Annotated in this window: 15 protein-coding genes and 1 tRNA gene; 7 read left to right on the top strand and 9 right to left on the bottom strand. The window is 70.2% G+C overall.

Going from position 1 to position 16,238, the window contains the following annotated elements; translation table 11 throughout:
* Positions 1–137 precede the first annotated feature (137 nt).
* On the bottom strand, positions 138–1,256 hold the full coding sequence (locus BLT62_RS01840) for a hypothetical protein (RefSeq protein WP_156786214.1): 1,119 nt from the start codon (positions 1,254–1,256) through the stop codon (positions 138–140).
* Between the two features lie 276 nt (positions 1,257–1,532).
* On the opposite strand from BLT62_RS01840, the gene BLT62_RS01835 reads away from it, so the two are divergent.
* Both BLT62_RS01835 and BLT62_RS01830 read left to right on the top strand, forming a co-directional pair.
* Positions 1,533–2,387: a serine protein kinase RIO gene (locus BLT62_RS01835; protein ID WP_083362524.1), complete on the top strand. Its 855-nt coding sequence runs from the start codon at positions 1,533–1,535 to the stop codon at positions 2,385–2,387.
* Positions 2,388–2,480: 93 nt separating this feature from the next.
* Complete coding sequence (locus tag BLT62_RS01830) at positions 2,481–3,893, top strand: MFS transporter (RefSeq protein WP_083362523.1); 1,413 nt, start codon at positions 2,481–2,483, stop codon at positions 3,891–3,893.
* 121 nt (positions 3,894–4,014) lie between these two features.
* Here the strand turns inward: BLT62_RS01830 and BLT62_RS01825 are convergent, their stop codons facing one another.
* Positions 4,015–4,878 carry an amidohydrolase family protein gene (locus BLT62_RS01825; RefSeq protein ID WP_083362522.1) on the bottom strand — a complete coding sequence of 288 codons (864 nt, stop codon included), beginning with the start codon at positions 4,876–4,878 and terminating at the stop codon, positions 4,015–4,017.
* 101 nt (positions 4,879–4,979) lie between these two features.
* Between BLT62_RS01825 and BLT62_RS01820 the strand changes: the two genes are divergently transcribed.
* Positions 4,980–5,753: a GntR family transcriptional regulator gene (locus BLT62_RS01820; RefSeq protein ID WP_083362521.1), complete on the top strand. Its 774-nt coding sequence runs from the start codon at positions 4,980–4,982 to the stop codon at positions 5,751–5,753.
* A 71-nt stretch (positions 5,754–5,824) separates the two neighbouring features.
* Here the strand turns inward: BLT62_RS01820 and BLT62_RS01815 are convergent, their stop codons facing one another.
* Both BLT62_RS01815 and BLT62_RS01810 read right to left on the bottom strand, forming a co-directional pair.
* Positions 5,825–6,808, bottom strand: coding sequence for an aldo/keto reductase (locus tag BLT62_RS01815; protein WP_083365252.1), 984 nt, complete (start codon positions 6,806–6,808; stop codon positions 5,825–5,827).
* Positions 6,809–6,846: 38 nt separating this feature from the next.
* On the bottom strand, positions 6,847–7,170 hold the full coding sequence (locus tag BLT62_RS01810) for an L-rhamnose mutarotase (protein ID WP_083362520.1): 324 nt from the start codon (positions 7,168–7,170) through the stop codon (positions 6,847–6,849).
* Positions 7,171–7,359: 189 nt separating this feature from the next.
* Between BLT62_RS01810 and BLT62_RS01805 the strand changes: the two genes are divergently transcribed.
* Positions 7,360–8,220, top strand: a complete 861-nt coding sequence (locus BLT62_RS01805; protein ID WP_083362519.1) for a fumarylacetoacetate hydrolase family protein — start codon at positions 7,360–7,362, stop codon at positions 8,218–8,220.
* A complete protein-coding gene (locus BLT62_RS01800) occupies positions 8,220–8,972 on the top strand; it encodes an SDR family NAD(P)-dependent oxidoreductase (protein ID WP_083362518.1) in 753 nt (250 codons plus the stop codon). Before BLT62_RS01805 ends, BLT62_RS01800 begins: the two co-directional genes overlap by 1 nt.
* Before the next feature lie 203 nt (positions 8,973–9,175).
* Here BLT62_RS01800 and dcd read toward each other — a convergent pair whose 3' ends face one another.
* From dcd to BLT62_RS01785, 3 genes are all read right to left on the bottom strand, one after another.
* Positions 9,176–9,781: a dCTP deaminase gene (gene dcd / locus BLT62_RS01795; protein WP_083362517.1), complete on the bottom strand. Its 606-nt coding sequence runs from the start codon at positions 9,779–9,781 to the stop codon at positions 9,176–9,178.
* A gap of 9 nt (positions 9,782–9,790) precedes the next feature.
* Complete coding sequence (locus BLT62_RS01790) at positions 9,791–10,360, bottom strand: hypothetical protein (RefSeq protein ID WP_231919305.1); 570 nt, start codon at positions 10,358–10,360, stop codon at positions 9,791–9,793.
* Positions 10,361–10,430: 70 nt separating this feature from the next.
* A complete protein-coding gene (locus BLT62_RS01785) occupies positions 10,431–11,813 on the bottom strand; it encodes a glutamate decarboxylase (RefSeq protein ID WP_083362516.1) in 1,383 nt (460 codons plus the stop codon).
* 182 nt (positions 11,814–11,995) lie between these two features.
* On the opposite strand from BLT62_RS01785, the gene BLT62_RS01780 reads away from it, so the two are divergent.
* Positions 11,996–12,069 (top strand) — tRNA-Gly (locus BLT62_RS01780).
* A 44-nt stretch (positions 12,070–12,113) separates the two neighbouring features.
* On the opposite strand, the gene BLT62_RS01775 is transcribed toward BLT62_RS01780, so the two are convergent.
* Positions 12,114–12,791, bottom strand: a complete 678-nt coding sequence (locus tag BLT62_RS01775) for a cation diffusion facilitator family transporter (protein WP_083362515.1) — start codon at positions 12,789–12,791, stop codon at positions 12,114–12,116.
* Complete coding sequence (cmtR, locus tag BLT62_RS01770; RefSeq protein WP_083365250.1) at positions 12,788–13,141, bottom strand: Cd(II)/Pb(II)-sensing metalloregulatory transcriptional regulator CmtR; 354 nt, start codon at positions 13,139–13,141, stop codon at positions 12,788–12,790. The genes BLT62_RS01775 and cmtR overlap by 4 nt, the downstream gene beginning before the upstream one ends.
* Before the next feature lie 165 nt (positions 13,142–13,306).
* Here cmtR and BLT62_RS01765 point away from each other — a divergent pair, with 165 nt between their 5' ends.
* Positions 13,307–16,201, top strand: a complete 2,895-nt coding sequence (locus BLT62_RS01765; protein WP_231919304.1) for an HAD-IC family P-type ATPase — start codon at positions 13,307–13,309, stop codon at positions 16,199–16,201.
* Positions 16,202–16,238 lie beyond the last annotated feature (37 nt).

Genomic DNA, 16,238 nt, shown 5'->3' with positions numbered 1-16,238 from the left:
ATCATTGCGAACGAGCGGGCGGGCGCCCCGGGTGCAGCCAGCATGGCCGATACCCGATCCGGCGTCAAGGAACTGGGGCAAATGACCCAGTCACACGCCCCAGAGTTGGCCCGGCCGCCGCGGAGCCCTCCGGGCCGCTACCCCAACGCGACCGCAACCGGCACCGCCGCGATGCGGGCACGCTCCGTCAACTCGGCTTCGGAGACGCTGGTCGCGGCCGCGAGCACCTGAACCCAGGCACCGCGCAGCTGCATGTGCACCGTGCAACGCCCGGTGCTGCCCGCTGACCATGCCGGATTGCCGTTGTTCGAGCAGGAAACGACCGCGTCGGCGTCGGGCGCACCCTCGATGTCGACGGCAGCCACGCCGTCAGAGTGCGCGCGCACCCGCGTGAGCGCGGCCGCAGCGTCGGGAAGCACAGCGATCGACCCGCTCGCGCCATCAGCGGCGGCCGAGCGGTAGCGGCAGATGAAGCCCCCTGCGCTGAGCAGGGCGTTGTCGCCACCGTTGCTCTCCTCGTAGGCGTAGCCGGGCAAGTAGGCGAGGGATTCCTCACCGAGGTGCGCCCCCAGCTGCGCAGCAGGCAACATCTCCTCACACGTTGTCGGCCCAGCAGCCCAGTCGGCCGTCAGCGGGGGTAGCGGGTCGGCAGGCCCAGCGGCCGCGAGCACCGCCACGAGCGACTCGTTGATCCTGGCGATGGCAGCATCCGCATCGGCTCCGGGCCGATCGGCCGCCGCGAACACCGTGACGCGGTAGTCGCCGATGAAGCCGCCAGACTCGCATCCCCAGTCGACGCAGTGGGCCCACAGTGGAATCACCGGGTCGGACTCCGTTCCGAACTCCGCAGCGATCGTGCGTGCGGCCGCCTGTGCGTTGGGCACCAGCGTCGCCATCGCGCCTCTGGCTCCTTCAGCGTCCTCCCATTCGCAGTAGAGCCCGCCGGCGTAGGCGAAGTTGGCGCGTCCAGCGGACTGCTCGATCGAGCGCTCCGCCGCGGAGTCCTTGAGGGTCAACGGCCCGCCGGTGATCGCCTCCAGCTCCGCGACCGGGACGAACTGCTCGCAGGTGAGGTCGACCGCCAGAGCCGGCCGAACAGGATCGGGCGTGGTTGTCGGCGTCGTTGTCGGCGTCGGCCTCGGCGTGGCCTCCTCTGCGCTGGGATTCGGTGGCGCCGTGGCTGCCGGCGCAGCTGCCGCACATCCCCCGAGCGCGAGCACCGCAACAAGAAAGAGGCCCCCACACATTCTCTTCATCGCTGAATCCTAGCGATCGGACAATCCACAATCCGCAATCCGCGGCACTGGCGAAACACGTGTGTGCGGGCATATGCTGGCACCGGTCTTGCGCCGCACACCGTGCGGGCAGGCATACGCTCGGCGAATTGCGCCGATGCCAGCAGGAGAGGAGTTGAACACCATGACCGTTTTTGTCGTGCGCCCCGTTCCTTCTCTTTCTGATCTGGCCACTGCCTAACCGCGCCCCGCCTTCGCGCAGGCGCCCCGGTGGCCTCCACTCTTGGAGCAACCACAGTGTTTTCATCGTCTTCTGACACACCCATCTTCGATCCATTCGCCCTCGCCTTCGGCACCACCGAGCCGGGCGAAGACCAGCGCTGGAGCACCTGGCCAGCCATCACGCCGAGCGAGCGCGGCCCCCGCCCGCACCCCGACTGGGTGGTGACCTCGGCTGCCGCCATCGACACCGAGCTCGGCATCGTGAAGACCGGCAAGGAGGCCGACGTGTTCCTCATCGAGCGCGCGGTGCCGGAGAGCCACGGCGACTCCCCGGGCGAGCGAGTGATCCTCGCCGCCAAGCGCTACCGCGGCCCCGAGACGAGCGACTTCCACCGCTCTTCCCGCTACACAGAGGGCCGCGGCATGCGCAACACCCGCGACAGCCGCGCCATCGCGCGCGGCAGCAGCTACGGGCGCAGCGTGTCGGCCAGCCGCTGGGCCTACGCCGAGTTCGAGGCGCTCCGCACGCTGTACGTGCGCGGACTGCCGGTGCCGTACCCGGTGCAGGTCAACGGCAGCGAGCTGCTGATGGAGTTCATCGGCGACGGCCAGGTCGCGGCCCCGCGCCTGGCCGCGCAGCGCGGCACGGCATCCGAGCTCTACCCGCTCTACGCCCAGGTCGTCGAGATCATGCGGCTGCTGGCCAGGGCCGGCGTCGCGCACGGCGACCTCTCGCCCTACAACCTGCTGGTGCACCACGGCCGGGTCGTCGTGATCGACCTGCCGCAGCTCGTCGAGGTGGTGAGCAACCCGGGCGGCATGGACATGCTCTACCGCGACTGCGTCAACGTCTGCACCTGGTTCACCCGGCAGGGCCTCGGCTGCGAGGCCGACGCCGTGTTCGCCGAGCTCGTCGCCGAGATGTTCTGAACGCGGGGCCCGGGCTCGTGCCCTGAGGTGGGGGCGTCGCACGCCGTGCGGCGCTCCCCCTGTTGTTTACCGCCGCCCACTACCCTGAGAGCCATGAGTGACCCCCACGGCCCCGGCGTCGATGCAGACGCCCCGCGCAACTTCCCCCCGGCACACCTGACCAACGCGGATGCCGCGGCGGCCACGGTCGGAATCGACACCCATCAGGTCGAGGCGGTCGCCGCCCAGAGCGCCCGCAAGGGGCGCATCTTCGCCTGGGGGCTCTGGGACTGGGGCTCCGCCGCGTTCAACGCGGTCATCACCACCTTCGTCTTCACCGTGTACCTGACCAGCTCGAGCTTCGGCCCCTCCGGCACTGTCGAAGCCCAGCTCGGCTGGGCGCTGGCCGCTGCCGGCCTGCTGATCGCCCTGCTCGCGCCGATCACCGGGCAGCGCTCCGACTCCTCCGGCCGGCGCAAGTTCTGGCTCGCCGTCAACACGTACCTCGTCGTCGCCATCTCCGCCGCCATGTTCTTCGTCGAGCCCTCGCCCGAGTTCCTGATGCTCGGCCTCGTGCTGGTGGCGACCGGCAACATCTTCTTCGAGTTCGCCAGCGTCAACTACAACGCGATGCTCGCCCAGGTCTCCACCCCGCGCTCGATCGGCCGCGTCAGCGGTTTCGGTTGGGGCATGGGCTACATCGGCGGCATCGTGCTTCTGCTCATCGTCTACTTCGGCTTCATCAGCCCCGAGGTCGGCCTGTTCGGGGTCACCGGCGAGAACGGCATGGACATCCGCGTCACGATGCTCATCGCCGCCGCCTGGTTCGGCATCTTCGCCCTCCCCGTGCTGTTCGCCGTGCCGGAGTACAAGGCGCCGGCCGGCGTCAAGCGCGACAAGGTCGGCTTCTTCGCCTCCTACGCGCGACTCGGCCGCGACATCGCGAAGCTGTGGAAGGAGAGCAGGCAGACGGTCTGGTTCCTGCTGGCGAGCGCCGTGTTCCGCGACGGCCTGGCCGGTGTGTTCACCTTCGGCGGCGTGCTCGCGGCATCCGTCTTCGGCTTCTCGCCCGGCGAGGTCATCATCTTCGCGATCGCCGCCAACGTCGTGGCCGGCATCTCGACCATCACGGTCGGCGCCCTCGACGACAAGCTCGGCGCCAAGCCGGTGATCATGGCGGCGCTGATCGGCCTGATCATCAGCGGCCTGCTCATCTTCCTGCTGCACGACGGCGGCCAGATCGTGTTCTGGACGGCCGGCCTCGCGCTCTGCCTGTTCGTCGGCCCGGCCCAGTCGGCCAGCCGCACCTTCCTCGCCCGGCTCATCCCGCCGGGCCGGGAGGGCGAGGTGTTCGGCCTCTACGCCACGACCGGCCGCGCCGTCAGCTTCCTGGCCCCGACCATGTTCGCCCTGTTCGTGACCTGGTTCGGCGCCCCGTACTTCGGCATCCTCGGCATCGTCGTGGTGATCGCGATCGGCCTGGCCATGCTGATCCCCGTGAAGGCCGTGCAGGAACAGCTGCGCTAGGCGTCCTCCCGCCGACCTGCGCCACTTCGTGCGGTTCCGCGCCAGCTCAGGTGGCGCAGATCCCGCGGAAGTGGCGCAGCGCCGCGGGCGCGGGTGGGCGGACGCCGCCGGGGCGGTCCCGCTAGCCCTCCAGCGAGTAGACGCGTGTGGCGGTGCGGTAGTAGATGTCGTCCTGCTGGTCCGTCGGCAGGCCGGCGATGCTCTCGCGGAGACCGCGCCAGACTCCGCCGAAGTCGCCGTTCAGCAGCGACATCGGCCAGTCGCTGCCGAGCATCAACCGCTCGGAGCCGAACAGCGCGACGGCGCGGTCGACGTAGGGCTGCCAGTCGGCCACCGTCCACCCGGGGGCGGAGACCGTGTTCAGGCCGGAGAGCTTCACCACGACGTTCGGCTCGGCCGCGCACGGCGCGATCGCCTCGGCCCACTCCTCGAACCCGTGGCCGGCGATGTCGGGCTTGCCCAGGTGGTCGAGCACGATGGTCAGCTCCGGATGCCGCCTCGCCAGCTCCGGCAGGATCGCCAGCCGCTCCGGGCCCCCGGTCACGTAGTCGAGCGTCAGGCCGAGCCGGGACATTGCCGCGATCGTCGCGGTGACGTCGTCCCGCAGCATCCAGTTGGGATCGGCCTTGTCGTGCGAGAGCACGCGGATGCCCTTGAGCGCCGGCGCCTGCGCATACAGTTCGAGGGCAGCCAGCGCCTCGGCGGTGCGGTCCAGCGGCACCCAGCCGACGACGCCCCGCACGGTGGGAGTGCTGGCGGCGACGCTCAGCAAGTAGAAGGTGTCGTCGTACGTCTCGGCGGCCTGCACCAGCACCGTGCCCGTGACGCCGGCCGCGCGGGCATCGGCCTCGACGTCCTCTGGGCCGTAGTCGGCGTTCAGGATGCCGGCATCCGGGGTGATCCAGTCGTAGCGGCGCTCCGAGATCTTCCACAGGTGCTGGTGGGCATCGATCATCTGGGCGGGCACATACAGCGCGGACGTCATGGCTCTCCTTCGTGAAACGACTCAAAGGCCGGGTGCTAATATCCTATATTCACAGCGATTCTCGGGACCCACCGCGGCCTCGGGGGCAGGGATGGCAAGCAATGGCTCCGACGCAGGGCGACGCAGACCGACCGATGCGCAAGCCGTCTCGGGCAGTGCTCTCCGATGAGACGCACGACGCGATCATGGGGCTGCTGCTCAACCACCACATCCTGCCCGGCGCGCACATCAACATCGACGCCCTGGCCCGGGAGCTCGAGGTGTCGCCGACGCCGGTGCGCGAGGCGCTCGCCCGGCTCGAGTCGGAGAACCTCGTCGCCAAGCAGCCGCTGCGCGGCTACACCGCCACCGCCCTGCTGACCGCCAGCCAGGTGGACGAGCTGTTCCAGTTCCGGGCCCTCATCGAGCCGTGGGCCGCCGGCCAGGCCGCCGCGCGCGTCTCCGACGCCGACGCCGAGGCGCTCCGGGCCGAGCTCGAGCGCGGCCGGGAGGCCGCAGAGCACGACATCGAGCTCGCCTACGCCCGGATGTCGGAGCACGACGCCCGCTTTCACGAGCTGATCGCGGGGATGTCCGGCAGCGAGTACGTGCTGGAGGCCTTCACCCGCACGCACTGCCACCTGCACCTGTTCCGGCTCTACCAGGCGCGCAAGAGCCTCTCCGACGCCCAGCAGAAGGACGGCGGCTTCGTCGACAACCTCTTCGGGCTCTACTACCAGCCAGCGTCGGGCTTCCTGGCGCTCCGCGAGCACGAGGCGATCGCGGATGCCGTCCTGAGCGGCGATTCCGCGCGGGCGAGTGAGCTCATGCTCAGCCACATCGAGGAGTCCCGGAGCCGCAACGCCCCGGCCGCCCAGCGCCTCGGCGGCAGCTAGCCCCGCAGCCGACCCGCAGTCGACCCGTCGCCCCCTCGAGCCGACGCGGGGAGCGCCGGCGGCGGCCGGCCCTACGGGGTCGGCGCCGTCTCGGCCAAGAGGCCGGCGGCCCGGAGTTCCGGCCAGAGGGCCGCGGGGATCTGCACGTCGAAGAGCGAGGCGTTCCGCTCCACCTGCGAGCGCGAGCGCGCGCCGAGGCAGACGGTGGCCACGGCCGGGTGGGCGAGCGGGAACTGCGCCGCGACGGCAGGCAGGGTCACGCCGTGCGCCTCGCAGACGTCGGCGATGCGGTTGACGCGGGCGAGCAGCTCGGCCGGCGCCGCCTCGTAGTTGTACTTCGCGTCGGCGCCGGGGCGATCGGTGGCCAACAACCCGGAGTTGAACACTCCGGCCGCGACGATCGACACCCCGCGGGCCTCCGCGGCCGGCAGCAGGTCGGCCAGCGCCGGCTGTTCGAGCAGCGAGTAGCGCCCGGCCACCATGACGACGTCGAGGTCGGTGTTCCTGACGAAGTCGGTGAGCATCTCGGACTGGTTCATGCCGGCGCCATAGGAGGTGATGACGCCCTGCGAGCGCAGCTCCTCGAGGGCCGGGAACGCGCCGTCGAGGGCCTCGCGGTAGTGGTCGTCCGGGTCGTGCACCAGCACGACGTCGAGGCGGTCCAGGCCGAGGCGTTCCAGCGAGCCCTCGATCGAGCGCAGCACGCCGTCGCGGGAGAAGTCCCAGCGCCGCACGCGGTTCTTGGGCACGTCGAAGCCCTGGTCGTCCCGCTCGCCCGGGAACTCGTCGGTGTCGACGAGGATCTTGCCGACCTTCGTCGAGACCACGAACTCGTTGCGCGCCCGCCCGGCGAGCCCGGCGCCCAGGCGCTCCTCCGACAGCCCCAGGCCGTAGTGCGGCGCGGTGTCGAAGTAGCGCACGCCCCGCTCCCACGCAGCGTGCACGGCGTCGATCGCCGCGTCCTCCTCGAGTGCGCTGTAGAGGTTGCCGAGTGCGGCGACGCCGTATGCGTGCGGGCCGGCGATGAGTCCGCCGCGTCCGAGTGGTCGTGTCATGGTGGGGCTGTTCTCCGTGTCGTGAAGGGTCATGGGGCCTAGTCGAGGTGGAAGACCTCGGGGAGTTCCTTCCACCACTCGCCCTCGGCCCGGTCGGCGAGTGGCCGCTGCAGCGGCTCGCACACGGCCCACCACTCCTGCGTGACGGGGTCGGCGGCCATCGCGGCCATGTCGGCCTCATAGTCGTCGCCGACGTACTCGTAGTACGAGAACAGGAGGTCGCCGTGGCGGTAGATCGAGTAATTGGTGACGTTGGATGCCTGGAGCCGGGCCAGCACGCCGGGCCACACGGTCGCGTGCAGCTCCTCGTAGCGTGCGACGTTCTCCGGAGGAAGACCGATAACAGAGGCCATGCGCTTCATGGACAACCTTTCCTATAGGACATAGGATCAAATCCTACGGGTATTGCGGCGGCCTCGGAAGGGCTGAATCGACCACCGGGTACACTAGACATCCGATGATTAAGATACCAGCCGGGTCACGCGCGATGCATCGTCAGCAGTCCTGGCCGGGGAGTACTGATCCCCGCTCCCAGAGAAGAGAGTAAGCCCATGAAGTTCGCACGCCTCGGCGCCATCGGCCACGAGACCCCCACGCTGCTGGTTGACGGCATCCACTACGACGTGTCGTCTGTCACGCCAGACATCGACGGCGCCTTCCTCTCCTCCGACGGCCCCGCCGCCGTGCGCGCCGCCTTCGAGGCCGACGCGCTGCCCGTGTTGGAGAACGCCGACGCCCTGCGCATCGGCGCGCCGATCGCCCGCCCGAGCGCCGTCATCTGCATCGGCATGAACTACGCGGCGCACGCCGCCGAGTCCGGTTCGCTGCCCCCCGAGATCCCGATCATGTTCCTCAAGACGCCGAACACCGTCGTCGGCCCGAACGACACCGTTGAGATCCCGCGCGGCAGCGAGAAGACCGACTGGGAGGTCGAGCTCGGCATCGTGATCGGCAAGCGCGCCTCCTACCTCGACTCCCCCGAGGAGAGCATGGACCACATCGCCGGCTTCGTCTCGGCGAACGACGTCTCCGAGCGCGACTTCCAGATGGCCGTCTCCGGCGGCCAGTGGTCCAAGGGCAAGTGCGCCCCCGGCTTCAACCCGACCGGCCCGTGGCTCGTCACCCCCGATGAGGTCGACCACCAGAACCTGCAGCTGAAGAGCTGGGTGAACGGCGAGATCCGACAGGACTCGAACACCGCCGACCAGATCTTCAACGTCAAGCACGTGATCTGGCACCTCAGCCAGTACCTCGCGCTCGAGCCCGGCGACCTGGTGCTCACCGGCACCCCGGAGGGCGTCGCCCTCTCCGGCCGCTTCCCCTACCTCGCCGCGGGCGACGTCTGCGAGATCGAGATCGAGGGCCTCGGCCGCCAGCGCCAGCAGTTCATCGCACACGAGAAGAGCAACTGATGACCCAGGAATTCGAGAACCTCGTCGCCGTCGTCACCGGCGGCGCATCCGGCATCGGCGCCGCCATCGCGGCCCGCCTGCACGAGGCCGGCGCCACCGTCGCCGTGCTGGACCTCCGCCCGGAGGGTGCGGATGCCGCCCACTTCGCCGTGCAGGCCAACATCGCCGACGACGCCTCGGTGCGCGCCGCGATCGCCGCGGTCGCCGAGAAGTTCGGCCGCATCGACATCGTGATCAACAACGCCGGCATCGGCGCCCAGGGAACCATCGAGAGCAACGACGACGACGAGTGGGCCCGCGTGCTCAGCATCAACGTCACCGGCATCGCCCGTGTCACCCGGGCGGCGCTGCCGTTCCTGCGCGAGTCGCCGGCGGCGGCCGTCGTGAACACCTCCTCGATCGCGGCGACCGCCGGCCTCCCCGAGCGCGCGCTGTACACCGCGTCGAAGGGCGCCGTGCTCTCGCTCACCCGCGCGATGGCCGCCGACCACCTCCGCGAGGGCATCCGCGTCAACTGCGTGAACCCCGGCACCGCCGACACCCCGTGGGTCACCGGCCTGCTCACCAAGGCGGCCGACCCCGAGGCCGAGCGCGCCGCGCTCAACGCCCGCCAGCCGCACGGCCGCCTCGTGGCCGCCAGCGAGGTCGCCGACGCCGTGGTCTACCTGGCCAGCCCGCGCTCCGGTTCGACCACCGGCGCCTCCATCGCCGTCGACGGCGGCATGCAGAACCTGCGCCTCCGCCCCGAGTAACGCGGGACAGAGATCAGACCTTTACCGGAGGCGCCCGTCAGGGTGCCTCCGGTTTGTCGTTGTAGCTGGCGGCGCCGTTGTCGTCGTCGTCGTCGGACGGGATTCTGCAGGCGCGGCCCTGCGCGCACAAAAAAACAGGAGGAGAGTCCCGCGGGTGCTTCATGAAGCACTGGCGGGACGCTCCTCCTGTTTTTTGCGCTGAGCTAGTTGCCGAGGCTGCCCGCGGTCGACGCGCCGACCTCGGTGCGGTGGAAGTTCTGGAACGAGCGCGACGCGGTCGGGCCGCGCTGGCCTTGGTAGCGAGAGCTGTACTCGGCCGAGCCGTAGGGCTTCTCCGACGGCGAGGAGAGCTGGAAGAAGCACATCTGGCCGATCTTCATGCCGGGCCAGAGCTTGATCGGCAGCGTCGCGACGTTGCTGAGCTCCAGCGTGACGTGGCCGCTGAAGCCGGGGTCGATGAAGCCGGCCGTGGAGTGCGTGAGCAGGCCGAGGCGGCCGAGCGAGCTCTTGCCCTCGAGGCGGGCGGCGATGTCATCCGCCAGGGTCACCAACTCGAAGGTGGAGCCGAGCACGAACTCGCCCGGGTGCAGGATGAACGGCTCGTCGGGCTCGACCTCGATCAGGTGGGTGAGCTCGGGCTGATCCTCGGCCGGATCGATGAAGGGGTACTTGTGGTTGTCGAACAGCCGGAAGTAGCGGTCGAGGCGCACGTCGATACTCGACGGCTGGATCATCTCGGGTGCAAGCGGGTCCATGCCGATGCGCCCGGATTCGAGGCTGGCCTTGATGTCACGGTCTGAGAGAAGCACGCAGCCAGCTTAACGCGCCGCCCGCGGCGGCAGGGCGAGCAACGCCGCGGCCAGGAAGCACAGCGCGCCGAGGAAGGTGCCCGCATTGGCGAGGGCGGCGTTCCTGAGCTCGCCGGATGCCGGGTCCACCGCGGCCCCGACGGCCGAGGCGCCGAAGGCGAGCGACCCGGCCATGCCGAACCAGGTCGACCACCAGCTGCGCGCGTTCGGGTCCCACAGCGACACGCGGTCGGTCGTGGCCACGACCGCGAGGATGCTCGCGATGAGGAAGGCGATCGAACCGTAGGCGTCGGGGCGCCACACCATCCGCGCCGAGACCTCGGCGCCGGTGCTCTGCAGCAGGGCGGCGAGCGTGCTGACGTTGAAGAGCAGCGTGCCGACAAACTGGATCGCCGCCGCGAACCAGTCGAACCGCTCGGCGCGGGCGGAGCCGCGGTGCGGCAGCGGGCGCCCGGTGAGCAGCAGCTGGATGAGGGCGGCCGTAGTGAAGAACAGGGAACCGATGAAGTAGGTGAGGTTGTCGGCCGTCACCCCGACCGCGGTGGCGTAGCCGGGCCAAGCGCCGACCGCGAACAGCACGGAGCCGATCGCGAACCCCCAGGACTCACGGCGCAGGCGCAGAGTGCGCCCGGCGCCACGCCCCCACCGGCTAGTGGGCGAAGTGGCTGCGCTGCGGTCGGGCACCGCCCTCACGCCCACTCAGTTCGCCGCAGGCCGTGACGACGGCATCCGTCAGCATCCGGCCGAGCTCGGTGTTGAAGCCGTCGCGCACGACGATGCGCAGCACGGCCACGTTCTCGGCGTCGGCCGGCATCGTGTAGGCGGGCACCTGCCAGCCGGCCGCCCGCAGTTCGTGCGACACCTCGAACACGGTGAAGCCGGCGTCCGGCGTCACCTCGAAGGCGATCACCGGGATGGCGCTGCCGTCGGTGATCACGCGCAGCTGCGGGATCTGGGCGAGTCGGCCGGAGATCTCGACGGCGGTGTCGCGCAGCGTCTCCATGACCGCGCGGTAGCCGCCGCGGCCCAGCCGGAGGAAGTTGTAGTACTGGCCGATGACCTGGTTGCCCGGCCGCGAGAAGTTGAGCGTGAAGGTGGGCATGTCGCCGCCGAGGTAGTTCACTCGGAAGACGAGCTCCTCGGGCAGGTGCTCCGGCGAGCGCCAGAGCACGAAGCCGATGCCGGGGTAGGTGAGGCCGTACTTGTGCCCGCTGGCGTTGATCGAGACGACCCGCGGTAGCCGGAAGTCCCACTCGAGCTCCGGGTGCAGGAACGGCACGACGAACGCCCCGCTGGCGCCGTCGACGTGGATCGGCACGTCCGGCCCGCCGGATGCCGCGAGCGCGTCGAGCGCGGCCGCGATCTCCGCGACAGGCTCCAGCTCGCCTGTGAAGGTGGTGCCGAGGATCGCCACGACGCCGATCGTGTTCTCGTCGACGGCCGCGACGACCTGCTCGGGCGTGATCACGTAGCGACCGGGCTCCATCGGCAGGTAGACCGGCTCGACGTCGAAGTAGCGGCAGAACTTCTCCCACACCACCTGCACATTGCTGCCCAGGATGAGCCTCGGCCGGGTGCTGTCGGCGCCGGCATCCGTTCGCGCCGCCCGCCAGCGCCACTTGAGGGCCAGCCCGGCCAGCATCACCGCCTCGCTCGAGCCGATCGTCGAGACGCCCGTCGCGCTGCGCGGGTCGCCCTGGTCCAGGCCCGGCGCGTTGAACAGGTCGGCCACGATCGACACGCAGCGGCCCTCGATCGCCGCCGTCGCCGGGTACTCGTCCTTGTCGATCATGTTCTTGTCGAAGGACTCGGCCATCAGCTTGTCGGCCTCCGGGTCCATCCAGGTCGTGACGAAGGTGGCCAGGTTCAGCCGGGAGCTGCCGTCGAGCAGCAGCTCGTCGTGGATGAAGCGGTACACGCTCGCCGGGTCGACCGGATCCTCGGCCAGGCGCAGCAGTGCGTGCGCCTCCCGGGAGAGCCCGTCGGTGTAGGCCGGCGCGTAGTCGTGGGGCTTTGGCTCATTCTGGGGCACGAACTTCTCCTTGCCATGCAGCGCACCGGGCCGGCAAGCAGGAATGCCGTCAGCGCGGATGCGGGATCGAATGCTCCCTTGGCACGCTAGACCGATTCGCCGAGGCTGTACAGAGTGTTCCGGCGTGAGCTGGCGCGATCGCTTGCTAACATGATGATCACGCACTCGGCAACGGGTGCCACGCGGATGTAGTTCAATGGCAGAACTTCAGCTTCCCAAGCTGATAGCGCGGGTTCGATTCCCGTCATCCGCTCCACTTGTCGCTTCTCGAACCAGAGGAGCCTCTTCCCGCCTTGCTGACTAATGGTCGGCCCTCGCAGTGTGCTCGGCATCCTCCAGGAGCATCCCGACGGGTGTCGCACAGGTGTCGCCCTTCCACGCCTCGATTCCCTCGCGCACGGCGAAGACCGCGATGACGAGGGCGGCGATCGGGTCGGCCCAGGCCCAGCCGAAGAGGGAGTTCAGCAGCAGCCCGATGAGCACGGCCGCCGAGAGGTAGGTGCAGAGCAGGGTCTGCTTGGAGTCGGCGACCGCCGTGGCGGAGCCCAGCTCCCTGCCCGTGCGGCGCTCGAACCAGGACAGGAACGGCATGACCACGACGCTGACGGCCGTGATGATGATTCCGAGGGTGCTGTGCTCGGCTTCCACCGCCCCGGTGAGGGAGAGCACGGCGTTGACGCTGACGTAGGCGGCGAGCAGGAAGAAGGCGAACGCGATGACCCGCAGGGTGGCCTTCTCGTACGTCTCCGGGTCGGCGCGCGAGAACTGCCAGGCGACCGCGGCGGCGGAGAGCACCTCGACGAGAGAGTCCAGCCCGAAGGCGATCAGGGCGGCGGATGACGCGGCCGAGCCGGCCGCGACCGAGATGACCGCCTCGATGAGGTTGTAGCCGATGGTGACGCCGACGATCCAGCGGATGCGCCGGTGCAGCACGGCCTTCCGCTCCGGCGAGAGTGCGGCACGGCCCACCGTGCTCATCGAACGCCCTCGCAGCACCCGGGCACCGGGCAGCTGGCGTCGATACACGGGGCGGATTCGTCGACGGCGAGAACGACGTCCACGAGCGCGGTGAGGGAGCGCGTCAGGTGCGGGTCGGAGATCTCGTACCGCGTCTGCCTGCCCTCGGGCTCCGCCGTCACGATGCCACAGTCGCGCAGGCAGGTGAGGTGGTTCGACACGTTCTGCCTGCTGAGCCCAAGCATGTCAGCGAGCTCGGCCGGGTAGCCGGGGCCGCTGAGCAGGGCCATCAGAATGCGTGACCGCGTCGGGTCGGCCATGGCGCGGCCGAGGCGGTTCATGACGTCGAGACGGGAGGTCGTGGTGGGCATGCCCCAACAGTACAGCGGAGGCTGTATCGTCGCAATCGGCATCGGTTTCGCGCCCCCTGCTCGTGGCGAAAGCGGGCCAACTTCCCGTCAAATGCGCGCGTGGGCTCGCGGATGGCGCAAGAATCAGGGTGGCAGCATCCGTCATCGAGCGCGCATGGGGAATCCGTGGACACAACGCACACCGAGGCCTCGAGCGGCCTGAGCACGGCGGAGGTCGCGGAGCGCATCGCGGCGGGGAAGACCAACGCGTTCACGCCGGATTCGAGCCGCAGCGCGTGGAACATCGTGCGCGCCAACGTGTTCACGCTGTTCAACGGCATCGTGTTCGCCTGCTTCTTCGTGCTCTTCCTCGTCGGGCGCTGGCAGGACGCGCTGTTCGGATTCGCGGCGTTCGCGAACGCGATCATCGGCTCCGTCCAGGAGTTCCGCGCGAAGGCGGCGCTCGACCGGCTGGCACTGCTGAGCGCGCCGCACGCGCGCGTGCTGCGCGCCGGCGCGGAGGCGGAGATCGCGCCGGGCGAGGTCGTGCTGGACGACCTGCTTGTGCTCCGCGCCGGCGATCAGGTGCCCGCCGATGCCGAGGTCATCGGTGCGCGCGGGCTGCAGATCGACGAGTCCATGCTCACCGGGGAGTCCGACCCGGTCGACAAGCACCCCGGCGCCGAGGCCCTCTCCGGCTCCGTCGTCGTGGCGGGTGAGGGCTCGGCCCGGGTGACGCGCGTCGGCGCCGACTCCTACGCCAACCGCTTCGCCGGTGAGGCGAAGCGGTTCTCGCTCGTCTCCAGCGAGCTGCGCAGCTCGATCAACCGGGTGCTGAAGTGGGTGAGCTGGGGCATCGGCCCCATCAGCCTGCTCGTCTTCAACGCCCAGGTCATGGTCGCCGGGGGCTACGCGACCGTGTTCACGACCGGCGCCTGGGTGCAGGCGGTGGTCAACACCATCGCGTCGGTGACCGCGATGATCCCGCTCGGCCTCGTGCTGATGACGAGCATCGCCTTCGCGGTCGGCGCGACGAAGCTCGCCCGCCGCCAGGTGCTCGTCAACGAGCTGCCCGCCGTCGAGGGCCTCGCCCGCGTCGACATGATCTGCCTCGACAAGACGGGCACGCTCACGGTCGGCGAAATCGCCTTCGACGAGGCGCACCCCCTCACGCAGGAGCCCGGCGCCGGGAGCGACGACCGGTCCGGAGACTGGCCCGGCGACTGGCAGGGCGCGCTCGCCTGGTACGCGGCCTCCCCCGACGCGAACGCCACCGCCCGCTCCCTGCGCGCCGCGTACCCGGTCGAGTCCGCGCGCGACGCCGCCGGCTACATCCCCTTCTCCTCCGCCCGCAAGTGGAGCGCCGTCTCCTTCGACGGCACCGCAGAGACCTGGGTGATGGGCGCCCCGGAGATGATGTTCGGGGATGCCGCGAGCTCGGCGTCGACCGAGCTCGGCCGCACGGTGACCGGCCTGGCCGAGACCGGCCGCCGCACGCTGGTGCTCGCCCGCTCCGGCGCACCCCTGTCGGAGGCGGACGTGCAGGCGGAGCGCCTGCCGGCGGACCTGACACCGACGGCGGTGCTCACCTTCCGCGAGCAGGTGCGGCCCGACGCCGCGCAGACGCTCGAGTACTTCCGGCAGCAGGGCGTCGGCATCCGCATCATCTCCGGAGACAACCCGCGCACCGTTGCCGCAATCGCCCGCGAGATCGGCATCGACGTCGCCGAGGGCTTCGACGCCCGGGCCCTCCCCGAGGGCGAGGCGGAGCTCGCCGAGGTGCTGGAGCAGCACACCGTCTTCGGCCGGGTCACCCCCGAACAGAAGAAGCGCGTGGTGACGGCACTGCAGAGCCGCGGGCACACCGTGGCGATGACCGGCGACGGCGTCAACGACGCGCTCGCGATCAAGACCGCCGACATCGGCATCGCGATGAACTCGGGGTCGCCCGCCACCAAGGCCGTCGCCCGGCTGGTGCTGCTGGACGGCCAGTTCTCGCACCTGCCCGACGTCGTCGCGGAGGGGCGGCAGGTGATCGCGAACATCGAGCGGGTCTCGATGCTGTTCCTCACCAAGACGGCCTACGCGACGCTCCTCGCGATCCTCTTCGGGGTGCTCGTGCTCGAGTTCCCGTTCCTGCCGAGGCAGCTCTCAATCACCGACGGCCTCACGATCGGCATCCCCGCGTTCTTCCTCGCACTCATGCCCAACGCCGCGCGCTACATGCCCGGATTCCTGCGGCGCTCCCTGAGCTTCGCGATCCCCGCGGGCATCGTCATCGCGCTCGGGCTGACCTGGTACACCTTCGTCGCGCAGGGCATCGGGGCGTCCGCCGACCAGCTCCGCACCGGGGCGACCATCATCCTGGCGATCGTCGGGATCTGGGTGCTCGCCGTGCTCTCCCGCCCGCTCAACCGCTACAAGGTGCTCGTCGTCGGCGCGATGTTCGTCGGCCTCCTGCTCGTGTTCACGCTCCCCGCCTCCCGGGCCTTCTTCGCCCTCGTCGACCCGGGTGAGGAACTCGCCATCGCCCTCACCGGCATCACGATCGTGATGATCTCCTGCATCGAGGTCGTGCGGCTGTTTCACCGCCGGCTGCTCGCCACGGCCGGTGCGCCGAGCGGGGCGCCCGCGCCGGCGCGGGCGGCGAGAACACCCGCGTCGATAACCGGGCGCATCGCCACGACCGCCGTCGCCGTCCTCGCCTACACCACCGGGTTCCTGTCAACGGGGATCGGGATCCTCGTGCTGCTCAGCCGCTACGAGGGCGAGGCCGACGAACGGCTGGCGCTCTCGATCGTCGGCGCCGCGATCGCGCTGTTCGGCCTGCTGACCGTCGCCCTCGCCGCCGGGCTCCGGCGCGGCAGCGGGCTCTCGCGCCTGCTCATCTCGGTGTTCCTCGGCATCCTGGCCCTGCTCAGCGCCGTGGTGGTGGCATCCAGCGACCAGTGGGACTGGGGCGCAACGGCGACCGCCGCGGGCGCCGCCCTCCTCATCGTCCTGCTGTGGACGCCGCCGGTTGCCCGCGGCTTTCGCCAGATCAGGCACTCCTCGATGACGGATCCGCCGCGCGCCGGGTAGGCGTCCCGACCCGGCGCCCGCCGCGCCCGCCACTCCG

Source organism: Microterricola viridarii (assembly GCF_900104895.1).
GTDB lineage: Bacteria > Actinomycetota > Actinomycetes > Actinomycetales > Microbacteriaceae > Microterricola > Microterricola viridarii.
Note: the sequence above shows the minus strand (reverse complement) of the source record. Positions and strands in the feature narration are given on the sequence as shown.

Bases quoted from the DNA above. Each gene is read 5' to 3' on its own strand.
- BLT62_RS01840 (WP_156786214.1), bottom strand. From the start codon at position 1,256: ATGAAGAGAATGTGTGGGGGCCTCTTTCTTGTTGCGGTGCTCGCGCTC.
- BLT62_RS01830 (WP_083362523.1), top strand. From the start codon at position 2,481: ATGAGTGACCCCCACGGCCCCGGCGTCGATGCAGACGCCCCGCGCAAC.
- BLT62_RS01825 (WP_083362522.1), bottom strand. From the start codon at position 4,878: ATGACGTCCGCGCTGTATGTGCCCGCCCAGATGATCGATGCCCACCAG.
- BLT62_RS01820 (WP_083362521.1), top strand. From the start codon at position 4,980: ATGGCTCCGACGCAGGGCGACGCAGACCGACCGATGCGCAAGCCGTCT.
- BLT62_RS01815 (WP_083365252.1), bottom strand. From the start codon at position 6,808: ATGACACGACCACTCGGACGCGGCGGACTCATCGCCGGCCCGCACGCA.
- BLT62_RS01810 (WP_083362520.1), bottom strand. From the start codon at position 7,170: ATGAAGCGCATGGCCTCTGTTATCGGTCTTCCTCCGGAGAACGTCGCA.
- BLT62_RS01805 (WP_083362519.1), top strand. From the start codon at position 7,360: ATGAAGTTCGCACGCCTCGGCGCCATCGGCCACGAGACCCCCACGCTG.
- BLT62_RS01800 (WP_083362518.1), top strand. From the start codon at position 8,220: ATGACCCAGGAATTCGAGAACCTCGTCGCCGTCGTCACCGGCGGCGCA.
- BLT62_RS01775 (WP_083362515.1), bottom strand. From the start codon at position 12,791: ATGAGCACGGTGGGCCGTGCCGCACTCTCGCCGGAGCGGAAGGCCGTG.
- cmtR (WP_083365250.1), bottom strand. From the start codon at position 13,141: ATGCCCACCACGACCTCCCGTCTCGACGTCATGAACCGCCTCGGCCGC.